This is a genomic window from Enterococcus wangshanyuanii (assembly GCF_002197645.1).
Lineage (GTDB): Bacteria > Bacillota > Bacilli > Lactobacillales > Enterococcaceae > Enterococcus_L > Enterococcus_L wangshanyuanii.
This window is the reverse complement of the sequence record NZ_CP021874.1, coordinates 3,069,283-3,092,189: the sequence shown is the minus strand read 5'-3', so window position 1 is coordinate 3,092,189 and position 22,907 is coordinate 3,069,283. Positions and strand designations below refer to the sequence as shown.

General features: G+C 37.4%; 18 protein-coding genes and 1 pseudogene. 7 read left to right on the top strand and 12 right to left on the bottom strand.

What is annotated here, in order from left to right; genetic code table 11:
- Positions 1-5 precede the first annotated feature (5 nt).
- The 8 genes and pseudogenes from CC204_RS15485 to CC204_RS15450 form a co-directional block, all read right to left on the bottom strand.
- Positions 6-2,558 (bottom strand): HAD-IC family P-type ATPase, encoded by a 2,553-nt coding sequence (locus tag CC204_RS15485; protein WP_088270981.1) that lies wholly within the window; start codon positions 2,556-2,558, stop codon positions 6-8.
- Between the two features lie 344 nt (positions 2,559-2,902).
- A complete protein-coding gene (locus CC204_RS15480) occupies positions 2,903-5,908 on the bottom strand; it encodes an LTA synthase family protein (protein WP_088270980.1) in 3,006 nt (1,001 codons plus the stop codon).
- A 138-nt stretch (positions 5,909-6,046) separates the two neighbouring features.
- Positions 6,047-6,359, bottom strand: a pseudogene (locus CC204_RS21830) (HI_0552 family protein); the annotation flags it as partial.
- Positions 6,360-6,579: 220 nt separating this feature from the next.
- Positions 6,580-7,317: a tRNA pseudouridine(38-40) synthase TruA gene (gene truA / locus CC204_RS15470; protein WP_088270979.1), complete on the bottom strand. Its 738-nt coding sequence runs from the start codon at positions 7,315-7,317 to the stop codon at positions 6,580-6,582.
- 232 nt (positions 7,318-7,549) lie between these two features.
- Positions 7,550-9,487 carry a bifunctional metallophosphatase/5'-nucleotidase gene (locus CC204_RS15465; RefSeq protein ID WP_088270978.1) on the bottom strand — a complete coding sequence of 646 codons (1,938 nt, stop codon included), beginning with the start codon at positions 9,485-9,487 and terminating at the stop codon, positions 7,550-7,552.
- 190 nt (positions 9,488-9,677) lie between these two features.
- The gene (locus CC204_RS15460) at positions 9,678-11,567 is read right to left on the bottom strand and encodes an ABC transporter ATP-binding protein (protein ID WP_088270977.1); all 1,890 of its coding nucleotides are present in this window, start codon (positions 11,565-11,567) and stop codon (positions 9,678-9,680) included.
- Complete coding sequence (locus tag CC204_RS15455) at positions 11,560-13,296, bottom strand: ABC transporter ATP-binding protein (protein ID WP_088270976.1); 1,737 nt, start codon at positions 13,294-13,296, stop codon at positions 11,560-11,562. The genes CC204_RS15460 and CC204_RS15455 overlap by 8 nt, the downstream gene beginning before the upstream one ends.
- A 4-nt stretch (positions 13,297-13,300) precedes the next feature.
- A complete protein-coding gene (locus CC204_RS15450) occupies positions 13,301-13,759 on the bottom strand; it encodes a MarR family winged helix-turn-helix transcriptional regulator (RefSeq protein ID WP_088270975.1) in 459 nt (152 codons plus the stop codon).
- A 397-nt stretch (positions 13,760-14,156) separates the two neighbouring features.
- Between CC204_RS15450 and CC204_RS15445 the strand changes: the two genes are divergently transcribed.
- From CC204_RS15445 to CC204_RS15435, 3 genes are all read left to right on the top strand, one after another.
- Complete coding sequence (locus CC204_RS15445; RefSeq protein WP_088270974.1) at positions 14,157-14,387, top strand: DUF3130 family protein; 231 nt, start codon at positions 14,157-14,159, stop codon at positions 14,385-14,387.
- Positions 14,388-14,454: 67 nt separating this feature from the next.
- Positions 14,455-15,192 carry an EndoU domain-containing protein gene (locus CC204_RS21540; RefSeq protein ID WP_227011173.1) on the top strand — a complete coding sequence of 246 codons (738 nt, stop codon included), beginning with the start codon at positions 14,455-14,457 and terminating at the stop codon, positions 15,190-15,192.
- A gap of 26 nt (positions 15,193-15,218) precedes the next feature.
- Positions 15,219-15,530: a hypothetical protein gene (locus CC204_RS15435; protein WP_088270973.1), complete on the top strand. Its 312-nt coding sequence runs from the start codon at positions 15,219-15,221 to the stop codon at positions 15,528-15,530.
- 284 nt (positions 15,531-15,814) lie between these two features.
- Here CC204_RS15435 and CC204_RS15430 read toward each other — a convergent pair whose 3' ends face one another.
- A complete protein-coding gene (locus tag CC204_RS15430) occupies positions 15,815-16,324 on the bottom strand; it encodes a DinB family protein (protein ID WP_088270972.1) in 510 nt (169 codons plus the stop codon).
- A gap of 132 nt (positions 16,325-16,456) precedes the next feature.
- On the opposite strand from CC204_RS15430, the gene CC204_RS15425 reads away from it, so the two are divergent.
- The 4 genes from CC204_RS15425 to CC204_RS15410 all read left to right on the top strand — a co-directional run bounded on the left by CC204_RS15425 (position 16,457) and on the right by CC204_RS15410 (position 19,019).
- Positions 16,457-16,900, top strand: coding sequence for a LytTR family DNA-binding domain-containing protein (locus CC204_RS15425; RefSeq protein ID WP_088270971.1), 444 nt, complete (start codon positions 16,457-16,459; stop codon positions 16,898-16,900).
- Between the two features lies 1 nt (position 16,901).
- Positions 16,902-17,315 carry a DUF3021 family protein gene (locus tag CC204_RS15420; protein WP_088270970.1) on the top strand — a complete coding sequence of 138 codons (414 nt, stop codon included), beginning with the start codon at positions 16,902-16,904 and terminating at the stop codon, positions 17,313-17,315.
- Positions 17,316-17,440: 125 nt separating this feature from the next.
- Complete coding sequence (locus tag CC204_RS15415) at positions 17,441-18,196, top strand: ABC transporter ATP-binding protein (protein WP_088270969.1); 756 nt, start codon at positions 17,441-17,443, stop codon at positions 18,194-18,196.
- A complete protein-coding gene (locus CC204_RS15410) occupies positions 18,177-19,019 on the top strand; it encodes an ABC transporter permease (protein ID WP_088270968.1) in 843 nt (280 codons plus the stop codon). The genes CC204_RS15415 and CC204_RS15410 overlap by 20 nt, the downstream gene beginning before the upstream one ends.
- Positions 19,020-19,321: 302 nt before the next feature.
- Here the strand turns inward: CC204_RS15410 and CC204_RS15405 are convergent, their stop codons facing one another.
- The 3 genes from CC204_RS15405 to CC204_RS15395 are packed head-to-tail and all read right to left on the bottom strand — an operon-like array spanning position 19,322 to position 22,887.
- Positions 19,322-20,035: a WxL domain-containing protein gene (locus CC204_RS15405; RefSeq protein WP_088270967.1), complete on the bottom strand. Its 714-nt coding sequence runs from the start codon at positions 20,033-20,035 to the stop codon at positions 19,322-19,324.
- Positions 20,025-20,405 carry an LPXTG cell wall anchor domain-containing protein gene (locus tag CC204_RS15400; RefSeq protein WP_088270966.1) on the bottom strand — a complete coding sequence of 127 codons (381 nt, stop codon included), beginning with the start codon at positions 20,403-20,405 and terminating at the stop codon, positions 20,025-20,027. The genes CC204_RS15405 and CC204_RS15400 overlap by 11 nt, the downstream gene beginning before the upstream one ends.
- A 13-nt stretch (positions 20,406-20,418) precedes the next feature.
- On the bottom strand, positions 20,419-22,887 hold the full coding sequence (locus tag CC204_RS15395; RefSeq protein ID WP_088270965.1) for a hypothetical protein: 2,469 nt from the start codon (positions 22,885-22,887) through the stop codon (positions 20,419-20,421).
- Positions 22,888-22,907: the final 20 nt, after the last annotated feature.

The window sequence follows — 22,907 nt, the reverse complement described above, 5'->3', positions numbered from 1 at the left end:
TACAACTAGCGACAAGCATCGCTAGTTGTTTTTGTTTTTTTAGTCCTTAGATATCTTGTCACTCTCTTTTCAACCTCTACTACCAAGAACAACAAGAACACATTTCCTAAAATGACGATTTGTTGCGCCATACTAAGTCCAACGGTTCCGATCAATTGTTGTGCGACAGGTAAAAAGACGACTGCTGTTTGTAGCAAAAGTAAAATCCCTAATGATACAAATAACGCTCTATTTTGCAGTAAGCCTTTGTTTAACGATGGATTTACCAACTCTCTACAATTGATCATATATGCTGCTTGCGCTAAAACGATGTTTTGTAAGAGCATCGTTTGCTGTAACGCTTGTCCATCAAAATTCATTGCTAGCAAGTACGCTGGAATCATGATGAGCAATGAAACATAGACGATCCTAAACATACTATAGCCGGATAAAATCCCTTCATTCGTCTCTCTTGGCGGTCTTTTCATTGTATCTGCACTCGCTTTTTCAAAGCCTAGAGCATAAGACAAAGTGATCGTCGTTACCATATTGACCCATAAAATTTGAACAGGAGTCAATGGCAACGGCTGATTTGCCATAAGTGCCCAGACGACGATCAAGCCTTGCGCCAACGCTGTCGGTAAAAAGAAGTTGATCGTTTTCTTTAAATTATCAAAAATCCGTCTACCTTCTTTGACTGCCTTAGCGATCGTATGGAAATTATCATCTGCTAAGACCATATCTGCCGCTTGCTTACTCACTTCACTACCTTTGATTCCCATGGCAATACCAATATCCGCTTTTTTCAATGCAGGGGCATCGTTGACACCGTCACCCGTCATCCCAACGATTTCTCCATTATTTTGTAAAGCTGTTACGATTCTTAATTTGTGCTCTGGTGTTGTTCTGGCAAAAACATCAACTTGCTGTACTTGAACGGCTAGCTCTTCTTCTGTTAAATGGTCGATATCTACCCCTTCTAATACTTTGGCTGTGTGTTTCAGACCGATCTGTTCACCAATCGCTTTTGCGGTCTCCTTATGATCTCCTGTGATCATTTTTACCGCAATCCCTGCCTCTTGTGACTCTTTGACTGCTTGGATCGCGCTTTGTTTCGGTGGATCGATGATGCCGGCTAAACCTGCAAACGTCAACTCTGACAGCATCTCATGTGTCAGTTCCTGTTGTGACGTGACTTTCTTATAAGCAAATCCTAGCACTCTTTGCCCTTTTTGAGCTAATCCCGAGGCTTGCCTTTGCCAGCTTACTTGCTCAGTTTCAGATAGAGCTGACTTTGCCATCAAGACTTCCGGAGCTCCCTTTACAAAGATAACTGCTCCTTGTGCTTCCGGATGTAGCGTTGCCATATATTTATAGCTGGAACTAAATGGAATTTTCCCAATAACTGGTTTTAGTTTTAAATCAGCGTCTTCCACGTAATGAAGCAACGCTAATTCAGTTGGATTTCCCTGTAGTTCACTTGCTGACTGGTGATCTTTTAATTTTAGTTCCTGACAATTGTTCATGATCTCTTCGATCATTTGCGGCTCATCCGTTGCTAGATCCACAACGGTCATTTTATTTTCTGTCAACGTTCCGGTTTTATCTGAACAAATGACAGTCATGGCTCCTAAGGTTTCCACAGAAGGCATATTTTTGATGATCGCATTTTCATGGGCCATTTCTTTTACACCCATTGATAAGATCATTGTCAAAACTGCTGGCAATCCTTCTGGAATCATCGCAACGATCAAGGCGATCATCGCGGAAAACATCAGATTCCACTCCATTCCGTGACGGAAGGTTGTGAAGAAAAGTAGGAAAACAATCAAGATCATGATTCCTCTAAAAATTTGTTTATTCAGCTGATGCATTTTTTTCACTAACGGTGTTGTTTGAGCTTTGACTGATTGTAGTGCATGGTTGATTTTACCAATTTCAGTTGAATCTCCGGTCGCGACAACAATTCCTAAGGCTGAACCAGCTTGCACCAAGGTACCAGAAAACGCCATATTTTTTTGATCGCCGGCTGGTGCTTCTTGCGCTAAAACCTCAGTATTTTTTTCTGCTGCTTCTGATTCCCCTGTTAAAATCGACTCTTCGATCAAAAGATCATGCACTTCAATTAATCTTAGATCTGCTGGTACCACATCACCAGCCTTTAATGCGACGATATCTCCTTGCACCAGTTCTTCTGCAGATACGAGTGTTTTCGTGCCTTCTGAAAGAATGATCGCCTCTTGTCCCATCATTTGCTTAAGCCCATCCAGTGACTCTTCTGCCTTGCGCTCTTGCCAATAGCTAACGAAGCCATTGATCACAACGACTAAGAAAATAATTGCTCCTTCAACGAAATCCCCTGTAACAAATTTTAAGATTGCCGCTGCCGTTAACACGAGCATCAATAGATCCGTATAGTGTTTTAAAAATTTTTGCCACGGTTTTACTTTTTGTGTTTCTTCTATTTTATTATAGCCATCGGCTTCCAGACGATTTTTCCGTTCGGCTTGTGAAAGTCCGCTAGGGTTCGTTTTTGTTTGCGTCATGATTTGTTCTATTGTTTGTTTATACCAGCTCATAAATTACTCCTCCTGTTATTCTTGATACCCTTATTATACGTAGTGGAGATTCTTATAACGGTCGATAATTTCAGGGCTGGCTGAAAAAAATGTGTCCTTGATTGTCGCTAAAATAAAAAATCAACTCTGAACACCTATAACCAAAATAGAAGAGTGCGAATCAAAACGAAAAATCAGTTTTGATTCGCACCCTAAAATGTAATAAACGGTAGTTAAAAATCAGGTTCTTCGGTAATTTCCTAAAAATCAAGCAATACACAAAAACAGATTGTTCAATTTTTACTCCAATTACTCGTACTTTCTCTGGCACAACTCTATACAACAATATCGTTTATGATCTGATCCTACTCTTGATTTACAACGGATTGACTCGCCCATTCAGAAGCATACTCTTCTCCCGCTGTTAAATCATACTGAATCAAACGATACTCATGTAAGAGTTCTTTTTGCTTACTTGATAAATCACTTTCAGATAATGTTTTATTGTTGTCTGTCACAAAAATCTTTTGACCATTATAATTATTCGATATACTTGCAGATGGATCTGTCGTTGATGCTAAAACATCATTCGTCAGCTTCGTCATCAATGCATAAAATGGAGTGATTTTGATGTTAGCCTGCTCTAAAGCTAAGGAAGGAAAATTATATGGAGCAACAATTTTTTTATTTAGTTTCTTGCTGCGCTCTCGGCTATAGCGATTACTATAAATAAAATAGTCCGTTTCATGCTGAACCAAACCGTATTTCCCCATATTATTCCCACTATAAAGAGAGGGTAGATGATCACCATAAAAAACAAACGTGATTGGTTTTTCTATTTTATCCAGCTCTTGAATAAAATATTTGACCGCTTCGTCAGTATAATACATCCCCTGCATATACGTGTTCAGCTCCGAATGTCGATCTCTCACTACTGCATTTCCACTAAAAGAAAAATTATTTTCCTGATAGTAATCCTTATAAGGCATATGATTTTGCATAGTTGACAATTGAATAAATTGTGTCGTATCAAGGTTTGCCTTTAATTTATCCAAGGTCTCGTTATAGGCTGAAAAATCAGAGATATAGATATTGTCGTCTATTTTATCTTGATACGTTAATTCATCTGGTCCGTCAACGTAATAAAACGTATCAAAACCAAATTTTTCAAAAACATTTTTGCGGTTGTATAGAGTTGCTACATAGGGATGAATCGCAATAGTTTCATCAAATAAATTCGTAATATTTGGTGAAACAAATTGTTTTTCTACTAATTGGGTATACGGTGTCGGTAATGTTGGAGAAAGATTGCTGATGTCAAGGCTCGTCAGCGCCCCCCACTCCATGTTTGCCGTACCGCCTCCATAGCCATTGGAAAGCATCAATCCACTAGTCGTTTGTTTCATCAGTTGTCGAACATACGGCATCGGATCATTATCGATCGTCAGGTTTGGCACACGTTTTGGGTCGCTAAAGCTTTCACTCAGATTAAAGATCACTGTTTCATTTTCTGCCCAATCCAACCGGTCTTTGTTGATTGTTTCGGCTGCTTTATCATACTTTTTCATAATCGCTTTGACCTTCTCTTCAGAGTAATCCTTCGGCTCATCCATTACTAATACGTCGATATTATTCAAAAATTGGACAATTGGCCCATTGATCTGAGCGCCTAGTTTTTGATTATAGAAATAACGATTTACTCTAAACAGATTAAAAAATAAGTATGATGGAGAATTTTTATGATTCACAAAAAATAGACTTGAAAAGAACAGTAAGATCACCGTCAGTTCGATCCCTCTTTTTTTCCAACTGATTTTTAAATTGTACAATCGCTTTGCTCTACGTTCTAATATATAGCTCGAAATCGCTAATAGTACGATCACTGCAATACCAACGAAAATAATGATTGGATTGACCATATCAATAATTTCATTGATACCTGTTAATAGTTTTAAATCAGAAGGCAGCACAGGTTCTTCCCGCAAAGCAATCTTTAAATAATTCGAAATCGTGATCACTAAGTCGATAACTAGCGTTAGAATAAACGAATGCCAAAATTTATTTGTGATGATCAATAAGAATATGAAAAACATCATAATAATCAGTACATTCAAAAAAATCGGCGCTTGCCTTTTCAGTAAAATAAACCCATACGCATTCACTGTGTCAGAAACGCTGATGCTCAATTGCTTCTCAGAAATCAAAAACATTTGAATAATCGTAAAAATATAGAAAAACAAAGCTGTGAAAATGAGACGGCGTTTGTATTTAAACCATTGAACCACTTTTAAAAACATATTCTTTAAATCAGCTAGTGATCCCACTGTCAATTTTCGAGCAACAAATGTGAAAATTTTTGTTTTTTGAATCAAGATATTACCTATAGCTAATGCTAGTGAAGCCCCAAACCAAAGACCAATATACAGCATCATTGACTTTAGCCATTGCCCACCTGAATCGGGATACGCTTTTCTGTAATAGGTTGAAATAATATACGGAACTAATGGTATATTGATTGCCAGTTGGTTGCTGACTAATGTCGCAGCAATCGTATCCGTTGAAACAGTCCATCTTAAAAACTTTCGACTCTCTAAGCTAATAAATAAACTCAGTGTATAATACATAGCAAATAAAGAAAACGGCACACAAAAACGTGTTGCAGTCGAAACATCGTTTCTCATCTGCAAGGAAACTATAGCCATAATGAAAATCGTACTGACCAAAAGTGATGCACTCACCATCAGATGCATCAAAGGAAAACGAACTTTTTGTAGTACTTGCATCCGTTGCAGGAAATAGCCAAGCAAGACAAGATACAAGACCCAAAGAATACTTTTCCCTTCTTGAAATCCCCATAAATCTTTACTAAATAAGGTTGGTAGCACCACAAATAAAAAAGAAATAAGCAACAAACTCCTTTGGAGTCTTTGCTCTGACGTTTGATCCAACCATGAGATAAGCTTAGGCAAAAATAGTAATACTAGTACACAAGATACGCCATAGCCAAAATTATTTTGACTGATCGGAAATAAAATCATCCAATAATCACGAATATTAAGTGAATTTTGCAGGAAAAAGAAGAAAATATTTATTGCAACAGATGTTAGGATATACATCAAAAAATAGTGCCCTAACTTCTTAAAAATATTCTTTTCCTTAAGTTTTTTCGTATAAAATCCCAAATAGATAGGAAAAAGATTGATTCCTATCATGACCAAAGCATTGATTACTTGATACAAATAAAATCGTGTCGCATAAATCGAATGTTCAGGAATTTCTATTGCTGAACGTAGTACTCTTTGAATCACCATCAACAAGCAGGCCACAATTATCGGTAGGTAATTGAACCTTGTAGATTTGTTTTTAACCATAAAATCTCCCTTTTACATTATATCTTCCAAATAAATAACATAATTTCCAGTATAGCATAAAATCGTTTATCAGCCCATAGGTTCAGGAAATCCTGTTCAACGTACACAACAATTTCCAAATAAGCCTTGCTCCTGATTTCACCGATGCCTTAACTGACTTTCTCCAAGTGCAAAATACAACGGAGCAAGTTTTTCCAATGTCTTTACCGTCACTTGATTGATCTCCTTGATTTGTTCTATTTTAAATAATAGATTACCGATTTGAAAAGTTTGATCGTACACTAACGCTTCCTGCTTGCTGCTCACTTTTGTAATGTTGAAACATCAGATAGACTTGAAATTGTTTTTGATTCAATAAAACCGCTAAGCATGCATTTTCCTTTTGATGCTCTGAACTACGATACGCACTCCAAAAATGGCTGCGCAAATTCCAACTATTTGTCCAACTTTCTGTTTACTCATTTGATACTCTTTAGGCAATTACTTTGCGACCTATAACTGCAAGTCTTTCTACTGTTGCCACTATTTTTTATAGTCAACTTTGATCATTTCGATCTCAGCTTCTGTCTTAATTTTTTTATCACTTGAAGGTGAATCCGTCTCAGTTGAATAATTGAAATGCAGCGATCGTTAGCTCCATAGTGCCTTCTTAAATGAAACACATGACTCTCTTAATAATACACTTCATCAAGAAAAAGTCCTTGCGCCGGCACCGTTTCGCCCGCTTCACTTCGGACTTTTTGCTCAAATATGTCATCGATCGTTGTGATAGCTCTTTTGCCACTGCCAATTTCCAGCAGTGTGCCCATGATGATCCGAACCATTTTATATAAAAAACCATCTCCAACAAAAGTAATCCGCAGCAAGCTTCCTTCGCGATGGATCGAAAGATCATCGATTGTTCGAACGGTCGATTTTTTTGTCTTTTTCAATGCAGAAAAACCGATGAAATCATGTTTTCCAATCAATTTCTGACAGGCTTCATTCATTAAATCAAGGTTCAATTCTTGCGGAAATTGAAAGCTATAATTCCTCTCAAACGCTGTTGGAATAGAATCATTCCAAATATAATAACTATATTTTTTCCCAACTGCATTATAACGCGCGTGGAAACGTTCAGGCATGTCTTCTACTTTTTTCACTACAATATCTCTTGGTAAATAGCGATTTAAAAAATCGAGTATCTCGCTTGTCTTCATCTCAGTATCGGTCTTAAAATTTGCTACTTGTCCACGAGCATGTGTTCCAGCATCAGTTCGACCGGAACCGATGATTTCTATCTCATTTCCTGTCATTTGCTTTAAGACTTTTTCGATTTTCCCCTGAATCGTTTTATCAGAATCTCCAAGTCGTTGCCAACCAAGATATCTGGCACCATCATATTCAATCGTCAATTTGATATTTCGCATTCGCTTATTTCGCTCCTCATTATCCTTTTATTTCTATTAAAAGTGTCAATTTATACTATCACAGAACGAATACTGAAAACAATTTGAAGTTATATTCAATAAAAAAAGCGAGCTTGAAACATAACTCTTCAAGTTATATTCCAAGCCCTTCATAACTAAATAAATGGTGGGAGCAGAGGCAATTCCTTGAAAATAAACCTCTCTGCTCCAACCACACTTTTTCTAGTGCTATTTATTTTTTTCGTTGTTCACTGATTTTTTGGTATAATTCACCCGTCGTTTTCACATTACCGATATCTTTAGCTGTTAAATCAGCTTTTTTAGCTAAGTCTTGAATCAATTCGTCAGTCGCTGGCTCAGATATATTGATCGACGCAATATTCGTCACACCCTCTTCGCTAGGCAATTCTACTATTTCAGCATTGATCAACTCTACGACTGCTTTTCTTTCAGGTGCTTCTGTATCCACACCAACAATACGCCAATTATTTAAAAATTTCCCTTCATACACGCCGTTTTTTTCTTCTTTGATGTAACGAGCAGCCAATTCACGAATTCGGCCTTCTTTTTCACCAAATGCATCTTGCGAAAATGTAGAATAACCTTCTTTGAATTTACGCCCAGCCAAAGGTCCATCCTCTGACACTAAAAAGTTCATTCGATATTGATTCATGCCGATTTTTAAGCTTTCTCCATCTGTGATCGGTGTTTCATCAATCCTTCGCAAATTAGTAATGCGTTCACCCGCTTTTTTAGATAGATCGATATCGTATTTTACATTATAGAAACGATCATTTGTATTATATTTGCTGGAACGGCGTTCAACATTATAGCTGACGGTTACGTCTCCTGGTTTTGTTTGGTTATAATATTCTGCGCCCCACTCCATGTAGTCTTTTAAATCTTTCCCTGTAATATCGTAGACAGTCACTTCTCCGTCTGTAAATTGATAATTTCGAGCGATATCTTTTTTCTTGATTTCCCCCATATCTAAAGAAGGCGTATCTGTATCGATCTGAAACGCAACGACATCTGCATTTTGACTATAATGAAGCATCACTTCGCCAAAGAAATTGACTAATGGCGTTTCTTGAATTTGAGCAGAAGAAATTCCTTTGATCTCATCTTTTGGCACTAAATCCATTCCCGTCAATTCCCCAAGTACTGTATTGGCATCTTTTCTAGCTTTCTCGTGAGAAGCTTGTAAAAGATCATTGATCTCTTGATCTTCTTCATAGCTAGCTACTTCGATCGCTGAACCAGCTTTTTTCTTGACTTCATAGCTGTCACCTTTTTTAACTAAGTCTAAATCCACACGAGAAACGTAGCGCCCGTATTTATCCGGTTCAACGATCAAGACATCATTGATAAATTCTTCTTCAACTAGTGTGTGCATATGTCCCGCAAAAACAACATCCAATTCTGGTACTGCTTCTGCCATATCGGTAACGCCTGTATTGTGTACATCATTTTCATTATCGATCCCCATATGGACAACACCGACAAGAACATCAACTTTCTTTTTCAGGTCTTTGACAGCTTTTTTCGTTTCTTCTACTGGATCTGTCAATTTTTTCCCGTCAAAAATATCCGTATCTTTTTTGAATTCAGCGACCATCGGTGTCGTCATTCCAATAAATCCGATCTTGACACCATCTTGTTCCACGATTTTATATGCGTCATAATAGGGTGTTCCATCCTCTAATGCGACATTTCCAGCTAAGACGCCACCTTCGAATTGGTCGGTAATTTTATCCAATACACCAAACCCATAGTCAAACTCATGATTGCCCATTGTCCAAACATCATAATCCAGTGCTTTCAGCACTTCCGTCGCCGGATGCGGCTCATCGTCTTTGTATAACTCTGCTGAATTGTCCTGAATCAAATCTCCAGCATCAACTAATAAGACATTGTCATTTTCCGCTCTGATTTCCTTTACGATTGTTCCGATTTGGGCAAAACTTCCAATTTTATTTTCAACATCTGTCGCATAATCCCAAGCCATATAACGCCCATGGATATCAGACGTTCCTAAAATCGTCACTGTTTTTTCATTTGCCTCCTGTTTTTCTCCACTACTTGCACTATCCTTATTCTCTGAAGAACAGCCAGCTAAAAATCCCATCCCAAGGAAAACAGTTATCCCCACACTTAAATACTTTTTCATTTTTTATGCGTTTGGTGCCTGACCAAACGACTCCCCCTTTTTCTTTATTAGAGTAACCACAAAATGAATACCCTTTCATTACCGTAGCATAGTCTATTTTAGAAAACAACATCCGATTGTATATTTCACAAAAAAAGAAAAGCCGCACCCAGTATCTGTGCGACTCCACTTTTACAACATATTTTGATGTTTAATCTAATTCAACTTTACCTGTATACAATTGATAATAAACACCCTTTTCAGCCAAAAGATCTTCATGATTTCCTCTTTCAATGATTCGCCCATGATCCATTACCATGATCACATCTGAGTTTTGGATCGTTGACAATCTATGCGCGATGACAAAAACTGTTCTACCTTCCATCAATCGATCCATCCCTGCTTGAACATATTTTTCCGTTCTAGTATCAATACTTGAGGTGGCTTCATCCATGATCATGACCGGAGGATCAGCAATGGCGGCTCTAGCAATAGCTAAAAGCTGGCGTTGGCCTTGAGAAAGTCCTTCACCATCACCGGTAATCACTGTATCGTATTTATTCGGCAGATTATTGATAAATGTTTCTGCATTAGCTAATTGTGCGGCTTGGAGCACTTCTTCATCTGACGCGCCTAAATTACCATAACGAATATTTTCCATGATCGTCCCTGTAAACAGGTGCGTATCCTGTAATACAATGCCCAATGATCTTCTTAGTGAGTGTTTTTTGATTTTCTTCACATTGATGCCGTCATAGCGAATCTTACCTTCTTGAATATCATAGAAACGATTGATCAAATTCGTGATCGTTGTTTTACCAGCACCTGTCGCTCCAACAAAGGCAACTTTTTGTCCCGGTTCGGCATATAATTGAATATCTTTTAACACTTTTTTATTTTCGGTATAACCAAATGAAACATCTTCAAAACGAACATCTCCTGTTAGCTCTGTATAGGTCACGGAACCGTCTTCGTGCGGATGTTTCCAAGCCCAGATCCCCGTCCGTTGTTCATTTTCCACTAGCTGTCCGTTTTCTTTCGTTACATTGACCAGAGTGACATACCCTTCGTCTACTTCAGGTTTTTCATCGATCAATCGGAAAATTCGATCAGCACCCGCTAATGCCATGATCACAAAGTTGATTTGCTGTGATACCTGACTGATCGGCATATTTAACGAACGACTCAATTGCAAGAAAGAAGCAATCATACCAATCGTCAGTCCTGAAATGCCGTAAACAGAAAATAATCCACCGATGATCGCTAACAGCACATACTGGATATTCAGCAGGTTCATCATGATCGGCATTAAACTGTTGGCGTATTTATTAGCCTGAGTTGCACTTTGACGAAGTGATTCGTTAAGTGCTGTAAATTCTTCGATCACTTTTGGTTCATGATTGAAAATTTTTACTACTTTTTGCCCATGCATCATTTCTTCAATATAACCGTTGACTGATCCCAAATCTTTTTGCTGTTTCCCGAAATACTTCCCACTTCTTCCAGCAATCATTCGAATCGTCAGAATCATGATCCCCACTGAAACGATGACGATCAACGTCAATGGAACACTGATCGTGAACATAGCAATGAAGACACTGATAAAGCTAACGATCGCCGCAAGCAAGTTAGGAATACTTTGAGAAATCATTTGACGCAGCGTATCTGTATCATTTGTAAAATGACTCATGATATCACCATCAGAATTCGAATCAAAATAGCCGATCGGCAAAGTTTCCATATGGGTAAACATTTGATCACGAATCTCTTTTTGTGTTCCTTCACTGATCCGCACCATGATCAAATTATAAAATAGGTTACTCAAAATCCCAATACCGTAAATAAAGGCCATCGTAGTGATTGCTTTTAATAGATCAGAAAAATCAGGATTGCTTTGTCCTAGTAACGGCGTGATATGATCATCGATCACAACTTGAAGAAAGAGCGAGCCGCGAACATTCGCGTACGTACTTAACAAAATAAAAAGAATCACTAACACCAATAAGCCTTTGTATTTTTGCAGCATATAAGAAAATAAACGACTCAAGGTTTTCAAAGGATTTTGAGGCCCACGTGCACCTTTTTTAGGATCATTACTCATCGTCTTCACCAAATCCTTTCTGTTGAGATTCGTACACTTCTTGATAAATTGGATTTGTTTGTAATAGCTCTTCATGAGTTCCAATCGCATTGATCAGCCCATTATCCATCACAATGATTCTGTCAGAATCTTGAACCGAAGAAACACGCTGTCCGATGATAAAGGTCGTTGTTCCAGGAATTTCCTGTCTCATGCCTTCACGAATCAAGCGATCTGTTTTTGTATCTACAGCACTAGTTGAATCATCCATGATCAAGATTTTCGGCTGCTTCAACAAGGCACGAGCAATACATAGTCGCTGCTTTTGACCACCAGAAACATTATTCCCGCCTTGAGAAATCATCGTATCGTATTTATCGGGAAATTCTTGAATAAAACTGTCAGCCTGAGCGATTTTACAAACACGGATCAAATCTTCATCCGTCGCCTCTTCGTTCCCCCAGCGCAGATTTTCCTTGATTGTCCCTGTAAACAGCACATTATTTTGCAGCACCATACTAACCTGATCTCGAAGTGTCTTTAAGTCGTAATCACGAACGTCGTGCCCGCCGACTTCGACTAATCCTTCTGTTACATCATATAATCTTGGAATCAGCTGAACCAATGTTGATTTAGAACTTCCTGTCCCACCGACGATGCCAATTACTTCGCCCGGTTTGATCGTCATATTGGCCTGTTTTAATGCAAGTTTTTCCGGATCATTGGCATAGCTAAAACAGACATCCTTGAAGGTCACACTGCCGTTTGGCACGTCATATAAGGGATGATCATTATTTTTCAGATCACTTTCTTCAGACAAAACTTCTGTCACACGCTCAGCAGAGGTGCGTGCAATGATCACCATGACAAACACCATCGAAAGCATATTTAAACTCATCAAAATCTGCATCGTATAGGTGAACATACTGACTAATTCACCTGTCGTCAACGTTCCGCCAACAACAAATTTCGCGCCTAACCAAGAAATCAACAACATACAGGTATACACAGCAGATTGTAATATTGGGTTATTAAATGCAACTATACTTTGAGCACGTGAGAAATTTTTATAAATATCCTTAGACACCGTTTTAAACTTCTCGTCTTCAAAATCTTCTCTAACATAGGACTTAACTACTCTGATCCCTTGAAGATTTTCCTGAACGACATTGTTCAGACGATCATAGATCCGAAATACTTTTTCGAAAATCGGATGAGCAAAATAAATCACAACACCTAATCCAATCATTAAAAATGGCACGACCGCCAGATAAATGATCGATAGGTCTCCATTGATTTTAAATGCCATCAATAATGAGAAGAAGAAAATCAAAGGACTACGTACAAGTAAACGAATAATCATTTGATACGCATTTTGGATATTTGTCACATCTGTCGTCATCCGTGTAATCAAACTTGAGGTAGAAAAACGATCGATATTAGAAAATGAAAATGCCTGTACTTTAGAAAATAAGTTATCTCTCAAATTTTTCGCAAATCCAGCGGACGCAACGGCTGCATAACGACCAGACATCGCCCCTAAAAACAAAGCGATGATTGCACAAATAAATAATAACCCACCATACATTAAGATGGCCTTTGTATCGCCTTTTTCGATGCCGTTATCGATCATCATTGCCATGATCAGCGGAATAATGATATCTAACGCAACTTCTCCTGTAACATAGAGCGGTGTGATGAGACTTTCTTTTTTGTACTCACCAACATTAGCAAGTAATTTTTTTATCATACAGTCAACTGCCTCCCTTATCTATTTTGATATTTTTACTGTTTTCTGACAGCTTTTCCAATACATGAAAAAATACATCTAATTCTTCTGTTGGAATATTATTGATCAACCGATCATCAAAATTCTCCAACTTATCAATATTTTCTTTGACCTTCTGCTCACCAGCAGCGGTCAAAAAAATTGCCTTCAAGCGATTGTCTTCCTTGCAGGAGTGCCGTTCGATCAATCCTCGTTTTTCCATTCTTTGTATGATCCCGCTCACTGTGGATCGGCGAATATCAAATTCCTGTTCAACATCTTTTTGATAAACAGCTTGGGGTTCACAATTTTTCCGATGAATAAAATTCAAAATCCGCATTTGGATACCAGATGAAGGCTCTCCGTCTTCTTTCAGAATTTCAGCAACTTTTCTATTTAATTCATTTGATACGATCCTTACTCTAAGCGCCGTTTTCCTACTCATTATTTCCCACCGCCTTAATAGTTCGCTGCCTAACTATTCTACGATAAACTCCTAGTAAAGGTCAAGTTGATTTTCTGAAAACTAATGAAAAACTCACTGATAAGACTCAAATTAGCGGTTTAGTTTTCCCAAACAAAAAGCGTGCTTGTCATAGTTAAAAAGGAACATAGGGAGCATAATTATTTCGGCAAATCCTTCCTTTCATTTATCAAAAAAAGATGGGCAGATGAAATAAATTGAAAAGATCCCTGTCTTTCATTGTGTTATTCTTAAATTACATTATGTTTTTAATGGTTGGTTATTTAACTAAAAAATTATTGTCTATCTATGGCGTTTAATTGGGGTAAAACAATGGAATTGTACTAGTATCATCAAATTAAGCAAAGGAGATGTTCATATGTCAGATAAAATCAGTACCGATGCAGCTACGGTAAATACTCTAAAAAGTACATTTACAAGCAGTCTCTCATCCTTGTCATTCAAACCAAAACAAGCAAGTAGCATGAGCTTTTCTGAAAGTAGTGCAGCTAGCGGAATGAAAAGTAGTGTTTCTTCTCTAAGTTCTATCGTCTCAACATTCAAAAGCAACGCGTCTAAAGACATTGGCAACTTAGAAACAATCCATTAAGCCATCAAACAGGCTGAAAAAAATGCAGTAAAGTAGGTGCTTTAAAGAGTTACATGAACTGTTTCGTGTGCATAATGTTGAATTGTTTAAAGAGTATGGACCAGAGATTTTTAAAATCCTTACCAATATTGATGATATTGAGATCCTGCTTGCGAAAGATTCTACGACGATGCAGCTCTCATCTTCTGGTGTTTTCTTGTTGCTTGCAGTATTGCCGATCGATCGTGTGAAAGATATTTTGAAGTCAGCTAAGCTGCTTAGAAATGGTGATTATACGCTGGATGCGATCAAGTTGACTGCTAAAGAGTGGGAAACGTTGAAAGAGTTTGAGAAGTCGGCGGATGTTGTTAAGACTGTTGATAGAGGGAAAGATGTAGGGAAAGTTGGAATTCCAGAAAAAAGTTTAAAACATGCAGATGTCGGAGATTTTACAGTTAATCCTGCAACGGGGAAAGTGTCTAAAATGAAAGGTGGCGGACATGGTCAATCCAACATTGACTTTCTAAAGGAAAATGGATTTGAAGTAAATGTTAAAAAAACTTATCCCAATGGTGTTAGAACTGGCAATGTTCCACATCATAAAACCCCATCCAAACGTACTGGTACAGGACAAGCATGGTTCCCAGAAAATTGGACAAATAGAGATATAGAGCGCGCGGGCCAACAGATTGCTAATCAACCGAACTTTGCAAGAGCTACTAACGGTGAAGTTATTTTTGAAGATTATAATGGTGTACGGGTTGGTGTAATAAAAACCGAAGGGAAAATCGGAACTATTTTCCCAGATGGTACAAAACAACCGTAAACAACTAAGTAGAGAGGAGAAAAAATTTGAATATATATAATCAAATTACAGAAAATTTAGAGGAACGAAGAAGTATAAATGAAGAGGATGATTTCGGACTTGAAAGAAGTTGGGAAAAATTAACCAATATTTTATCCATAAATGAAAGTGAAACTATTAGTTATTTGAAGAATTGCTCTAAGGAAGATCTACTATTAATTAGTTCGGTTTTTGATGATGTTTCCGAAAAATTACAAAGTAAGCAATTTATTTCTTGTTTAAGAGAACTTGATAAAAAATATCCTGAGTTGCAATTAACCTTTTTTATTGACGATGCTGAAAGTTATATTCAAAAATAAATAAACACCTAACTTAGAATCTTATTGATATCAGAGATTATAAAATACTGATATCAATAAGATTTTTTAAATCCTTACCACTATTGATGATATTGAGATCCTGTTCGAAAAAAATTCTGCAACAAGGTAACGTCCATCTTCTGGTTCTTTCTTATTACTTACAGTTTTACCAATTGATCGAGAGATAGATATTTTGAAGTCAGGTAAGCTACTAAGAAAATGAATAATATAAACCACAAAACTCTTCTATCCTATTTCTCAGGACCTATTTTTACAGCTTCTTCTTATCTACCAATCACTAATCTTCTTGTATACACAGCCTGCCCTGAATGCATAACCGCATCATCGATCGCAGATACTAATCGAACCTGACGTGTAACAGGCGGTGTCCAATTTTTATCAATGATTTCACTAAGTGATTCCTCTTCAAGACTTTCTAGGTAGTCGTTTGTCAAAGCAATACTCGCCGCAAGATAATCAACCAATAATTGTTTATCTTTCACAACTACTTTAGCCGCTTCTTCTGGGGTATGGCACCAATCTTCCGTATCATCCGGCAACGCTAAAGCAAATTTTTTACTCCAGCCAGCGGTCAGCCACAGTGGTTTCGTTTGATTTAGTTCTGAAATTTGATAGTCTAATTCACGAGCAGTATGCCACATCAGCCAAGTGACTGATTTAATCAAGGGCTTCGGCATTGTATTTGCTTCATCTATACTCATTTGATTCAGCGTATCTTCAAATCTTTCCTGTGCTCGTTCGAGCGTATCAATAGTTAATTGTGTGATTTTCATACGTCTGTCCTCCTCTTTCTATACAAACAGTTTACTCCTGTACTTCTACTACATCAACTTATCTCATCTCTAGCACCGTTTAATAGCTGTGCTATAATAACTATTAAAATACACATCAGAAAGGAAACACGTGTGAAAACGACTATTGAACTAATTGATTTACATCAAGAAGAACAAGCAGACTTTAAAATCCACCAACTATCACCAGCAATTGAAAAAGTCATCGGTATTTTAAAAGAAGATGAACATTTTCTCTTGGGTGAAATTGAAAATGTGCTGTACAAAATCCCTTTTTCAGATATTTTTTATATTGAAGTTGTCGACAAAAAAAGCTTTCTTTATACTGAAAAACAAGTCTACCAAAGTACAGATAGACTTTATCAGTTAGAAGAACGACTCTCATACTTTGATTTCATCAGAGTCTCGAAGTCGATGCTTTTAAATGTTGAAGCGATCAAAGCAATTTCGCCCTTGCTGAGCGGACGTTTTGAAGCGTTATTGGTAAATAGTGAAAAAGTAGCGATTTCAAGAAAATATGTCCCTGCACTAAAAAAAGGCTTAGGAATGGAGCGATAAAATGCGTGTAAAAGATTATTTAAAAGAAAGTTTTCGCTTGACTTCATTGATTTTTACGACCTTGGTGATCATCAATTTATTTCTTCAGACAGAGGCTCTAACTCATTCCCTTGCATATATGCTGCTGATTTCTGCAATTTCAGGTTCATTGCACTTTCTGATCGAAGATAATGAAAAATATTCCAGTCGTCGTATTCTTTTTAATCAAGGGCTGTATTTGCTGATCATTTGTTTGCAAATAGCTATTGCAAATATGGTATTACATTGGGAACTTGGAACAGTTGGATTGTTATTAAATTTCATGATCGTTTTTCTGATCTATTTTTTTATTCGTTTTATTATGTATAGTAATGATCGAAAACAAGCAGACGAGATCAACCAATTCATCCAAAAACGGAAACGGGATAGGTCTTAAATGAGACTTATCTCGTTTTTTTACCACTTAGTTTCAATTTCAGACCACTTAGTCAAATACGATTGTTCTCCTGAAAATAAATCGTTATAGTTGATTTATCAACAAAAATAAAAAGGAGAAAAACAATGAATGACTTAGTCAAGTTAACAAACATCGGAAAAAAATATGAGCAACATGAAGTGTTGAAAGCTGTCTCATTTTCCATCAAAAATGGTGAACTCTTTTCAATCCTTGGACCTAATGGTGCTGGAAAATCAACACTGATCTCATTGATCTTAGGCTTGATAAAGGCAGATACTGGAGAAATAATGCTTGATGGAAAAACACTAAATACAGATTCGCTCGAACACAAATCGCTGATTTCAGTCGTCTTTCAAAATAGCATCTTAGATGCTGAATTATCTGTAAAAGAAAACTTGGTGATAAGAGCCTATTTTTACACTCAAAATTGGAAAGACGCAAAAAAATTAGTGGAAGAAAAACTCCAAGATGTACAAGGCACTCATTTATTAGCTAAGCGTTACGGAGTATTATCAGGAGGCGAACGACGAAAAGTAGATATTGCCAGAGCTCTGTTAAATACCCCAAAATTATTATTTCTCGATGAACCGACAACCGGATTAGACATTCTCTCACGCGCAGATATGTGGACCTTGATCCATCAGTTAAAAGAGAAATATCAAATGACCGTTGTATTGACTACACATTATATGGAGGAAGCCAGAGATTCAAATACGATCTTAATGCTGGCGCAAGGACAAGTCGTGGCTTATGAGACACCAGAAAATTTGAAAACAAGTTATCAATGCAATACATTGGAGGATGTTTTTTTATCGATCATTAAAAAGGAGCGAACAACTTATGAACGCATTAGTGTATAGAGGGTTAACCTTATTTTTTAAAAATAAACAAGCGGTGGTGGGTTCATTTATTGGTGCTTTGATCATGATCGGTTTATATGTCTTTTTACTCGGAGATAGTATCGTCAAACAATTATCTATGTTGTCAAACCCGCAATTAGTCATCGATACCTGGATGCTGGCTGGTGTGATTGGGATCGCTTCTGCTAGTTCTACGTTAGGTTCTGTGAGTCAGCTGATTCGGGATAAAGAGCGGAATGTTTATACAGATTTCATGATTTCACCTATCTCTAAAAGTAAAATCATGCTTGGTTATTTTCTTAGTACTTTTTTGATATCTACGATCATCACGATCGCAGTGATTCTCGTAGCTGAGTGTTATATCGTCTTTGTTTCAAATGGCAGCTGGTTATCTTTGCCACAATTTTGTTTGCTGCTATTAGCTGGGCTTTTGACCGTTTTATGTTCTTCTGCCTTCATGTTTTTTATTGCCAGCTTCTTTCGGAGGATCGATACTTTTTCAACGATGACCTCTATTATCGGTCCACTACTCGGCTTTTTGACAGGTTGCTATGTCCCGATCGGGAGTTTGCCAGAAGCAACGAGGACTGTTATTCAATATTTTCCTCTAACGAGCGGGATCGTTTTGATTCGCCGCATTCTGACTGAAAATGCCTTTGCAGCAGATCGCTCTGAAGTCACGCAAGCGGTTAAAGAAGAACTTGGAATCGTCATGAACTATTCCCATGAAGTCCTTATTCCCATTGGGATTCTAGCTATTTCTAGTATCCTTTTCTTAAGTATCGCCCTTTGGAATGTGAAAAGAATCGAAATGAACCGGTAATCGTTGCAAACCTATTAGCATAATGCTGATATCTTTCCATTTATGATGAGCATAAAAAAAGACTGAAACAGTTGTCTAGAGAGCTTGACTCTTTTAGAACACTGTTTCAATCTGATTATTTCTCATTTAATAAAGGTATATCACCCTTGATACTTGCCTGATCAATTGTCCTTTTTTTGTTAAAGCTTTTAGCAAAGAGAGTATAGCTACCGTAACACTTCATACGATGAATGCGATACTTTAAACCATTTTATAAAAGAACAGACTATACTTCTACTTTGCTTGTATCATCCAGACGGATGTTAAATCTCGCCTGTCGCAAGTATCCAAGTAAATGAAGTCGTATATTTGCCTTCTTCTTTTGAGACTTTACCTGGTACTTTTAGTTGGATTGCTTCATCCGCATCATTTTCCGTGCCAAATGTGCCAATCCAAGTTCCAGTTCCTTGATCTTTTGCCGCAACAAGTAACGGGCTTACTTGTCCACTAGGATCCAGTTGAATCGTTCCTTTAGTTGCCGGTTCATCTCCATCACCTAGTGTATAGATCTCAGGTGCTTGTAAAACAATTTGAGCGCCTTTTAAAGAACTATCTTCGGTTTTAAACTGGCCATTTTGCTGAATATATAATGTCCACCCAGCATTTTTCCCACTATTATCTGTTACTTGAAAAAAGTTCGGCACTTCTTTTTCTTCGCCATCAAGATAATACACAACATCTTTCATTGCAAAGTAGTTTTCATCCTCATCACTTGATTCATGACTTGAAAAATTCCAATCAGATGCATAATCAATACTTAGAGGTCCTTCTGTCCCTGGTTTTTCTTCGCCTGGATCTATGACATTTGGGGGATCAATAGGATCTACTGGCTCAACGATAGACAGATTTTTTTCATAGCGTAAAAATGCATCTGAATTGGTTTGGTTTTCGTCATCAGCCCATACGTTGCTGCCGATCAATGCAGCGCCGGCAATCAATGTTACTGCACCTAATACGATTCGTTGTTTATTTTTCATGCTTTTTCCTCCTTGCTTGCCCTAGAAGGAATAAACAGAATAGAACAAAGAGTAGAGCTAGTCCTACAGTAGTAAACTTGGAAATAATCTCACCTGTTGAAGGCAATTTGCCAACAGGCTTTTTACTGGAGGTCGTTCCATTATCTTCTATTTCATTGCTTTCAGAAGGCTTTCCTCCATGATCGATTTCACTTGATTGTGTGGTTTCTTTTGTTTCCGTAGTTTCTGTAGAGTCAGTCGACTTCGTAAATTCTACCACACCGTTCGTTGTATAGTTGGAAGCATAAACTGGCTGATTAAAACTATTAAAGCAAGCAATCATGCCCAAACACAACAAAAATGAAATGAAGCTTTTTCTGTACTTATTCATTTAAACTTCCTCCTTATCTTGTCGGATCACTTGTCAATGTCCACGTTACAACAGATGTGTAATTTTTCGATTTTACTTGTCCGGGTTTGACTTTTAGCAATAGTCCATCATCTTTGGACATCATTATTTCATAATTAGAGGAAGCATCTGCTGCAGAACCTTCCATAACAATCGAGCTGTTTGTAGGAGATACAAGTTCTTCTACTCCATTTCGCTTGTTGATTAAGATATCTTTGACTTCTTCCCCGTCAGAATTTTTGAAATTCTCTGCATTGACAGTCAATAACCAGTCAACCCCTAAAGAAGTGTTCAATAAGATATCTACATTTTCTTCTTTATTTACATAGGTCGTTGAAGAATTGATCGCACTCTTTTCAAATACGATATTATCAGGTACGTCTATAATAGCCAATTCCTGCTCTTCATCGTCTTCTACAAGAACATTTATCTCACGCGTTACTTCTTTATTTTCTTTACTTTTGGCTGTAATGACAGCTTTATAAGTGCCTTCTTCTGCTTTTGTCGTTGTACTCGTCACTGCTGCCGATGGGTCACTTCCATCATCCATGTTCCAAGCTTTCAATTCCGCTTTTTCTTGGATCAATGCGAATAAAGCTGCTTCATTTTCACAAGCATTTATTTCTTTCACAGTCAATTCCACATCGATTGCATCGATCGCAACCAGTTCAAGATCAAAAAACTCTGTATTCTTGTTATAGATATTCGTTGGAACTTTTAAATCGATCTTATCGATATCTGGGGTTTTAGAATCTGCTAGAATGACATCTGACCATTTAAAACCAATGTTTGATGTATCAGCAGGACCATCCGCACCATGACTTAATACAGGATCATGGATCGTATTATGCTCTTTGATGATTTCACCAAACGACGTCAAATCAAGTTCTTCATGCTGTTTTACTTTCGTAATTTCTGGTGTTGCTTCTAAGTGACGAATCTCTTCATCTAAGGAGACTACATTTGACTTAACTTCAAGGTTATTTTCAGAATATAACTCTACAGTATTGTCTCCCAAATGTAGGCGAGACTGGTCTAATTTAATATTGCCTGAGGTATGATGCGTCTCATCTAAATCGACTTCTTCAACCAATTCAGCTTCCTCATCATTGTATTTGATATAAAGCTTGTCATGATCTCCTTCAATATCGTCTAATTCATAATGAATATCTGCCACAGTACTAGCTGTATCATAGAAAATATGCTCATCTGTATCTGCCTCAAGCTCTGGTTCCGTTTTTGCATCACCATAGTAGTAATCTGCACCTGTTGTCATCGACTCACCAGGTTTCAATGTCTTAACATCAGTTCCTAACTGATAGCCTGAATCTCGACCAGGGATCATCTGTTGATTTCTCGTCCAATCTCTGCCTTCATATCCAGGTATTGAAAAATCATCTCCAAATGCGTTATTATAACGAACGCTTGTGTAGCCACCAGAAGTAGAACCTGTGATCATTCCTGGAATATAGTGTGTATAATCACTGATCCATTCGTTGTTCTTATCTTGCAGAATAACATTGAATTGTTCTTTTCCTTTAACCTGCATATAGAATCCTTTATCTCCACCTAATGAATAGATCGGCACAGAGTCACTATCTACAAATGTATCTACATATTCCATCACACCAAAATCGATATCTTCATCACGATTGTTGATGAATTTCCATCTTTGGCTAGATACCCCTTTGACTTTATCCAATACTAAAGAAAATTCGATATCAAAACCATCTTCCGTATACATAACTGCTCTCAGCTCACCAACATTACTGTCTTCGCTGTCTTTTTTGAAAAAGTGGATCTCTTTATCCTTTTGATAAGAATAACGAGTGATCCCGCTATTTCCCAAACCAATGACTGCATTATTTGAGCCTTTATTGATCCGCGTCCCGTTTACATAAGGATTGATACTTTGAGCGGTAAAGTAATAGCTATTGTTATATACATAGGATCTATCAGCAGTTGCTGATGAACCCTTTTTTAAGATGATCGGCTCTAAATAACCATGTGAATACGTACCTGAGGTATTTACTCCAGCTCTTGCACGGTCCATCATTCCACGGAACCCGAACAACACACCGTTTTCTGCTGTAATAAACCCATCTTTTGTTGTTCCTGGTGTCAATGTTTCAAATGAACTATCTATATTAAATTTATCTCTTGTATATTCTTCACCAAAATCTGTTAAAAGTCGTGTAAAATTATCATCTAAATTTATTTCCTCATCTAATTCAGCATCTGTCGTTTCTATAGTTGCTTGCGTTTCTTCACTTTCTAGTTCTGAGGATTCAAGTGCATCATCTTCTTGTTGTTCTTCGGAGGTTGTGAGATCTTTACTTTTATAGTGCTCAGTAATTTCATCAGATGTGACAGTTTTCGTTTGGGCTAACGCATGTGTCATTGGCATCAACGCCGCGAATATCAATACTGCACAGCTAACTTTTACTAAAAGTCTTTTCTTCATTTACCAGCCGCCTCGCTTTT